Annotated in this window: 1 protein-coding gene and 1 pseudogene; one reads left to right on the top strand and one right to left on the bottom strand. The window is 40.2% G+C overall.

Annotated features, from left to right (window positions below; translation table 11 throughout):
* Positions 1 to 64: 64 nt before the first annotated feature.
* Positions 65 to 275, bottom strand: a pseudogene (locus L5M38_RS24425) (cyclic diguanylate phosphodiesterase); the annotation flags it as partial.
* Between the two features lie 89 nt (positions 276 to 364).
* Between L5M38_RS24425 and L5M38_RS24430 the strand changes: the two are divergent.
* On the top strand, positions 365 to 523 hold a 159-nt coding region (locus L5M38_RS24430; protein ID WP_263180559.1), incomplete at its 3' end, for a transposase.

The following is a 523-nucleotide window of genomic DNA, read 5'->3' on the forward strand; positions in this document are numbered from 1 at the left end:
CTTTTGGACAAAACCTTGTTAGATAATTGGCTCTTTTTAGCCAAATTCGGATTAGCTATTCTTGGAGTAACGTCTTATCGATTTTCAAGTAATACAATGGCATGGTTTGTAACAAAGATAAGGTTGTTTGCCCAGTACCAAAGTCATCGATAGCCACTAAAATCCGCAACTGGCATAAGCTTTCAATACGCTGGCGCCACGTTAAACGCAATCCTAAAGCCCGAGTCAACCTTCATATCGGCAAAATCTTTTAATGCCCGCTCAAAAATATAGTTAGGGTCTGTTGATCTTTCGAGAGTAATTTTTAGACAGCATGGCAAGACGTTATAATTTGCTTCGCCAAAAGTAACCATAACCTCAAGCCATGCCAAGACTTATGCTAACCGATGCACGCTGGGAAAAGCTATTTCATTTAATGAAAAGCACAGGCCGTGTTTATGACAAACCTGAACATAGACAAACATTCGAAGGTATTCTTTACCGCCTTAGAACAGGTATCCCTTGGCGAGATTTACCTAAAGAG

The sequence above is a fragment of the Shewanella sp. SM101 genome (assembly GCF_025654465.1).
GTDB lineage: Bacteria > Pseudomonadota > Gammaproteobacteria > Enterobacterales > Shewanellaceae > Shewanella > Shewanella oncorhynchi.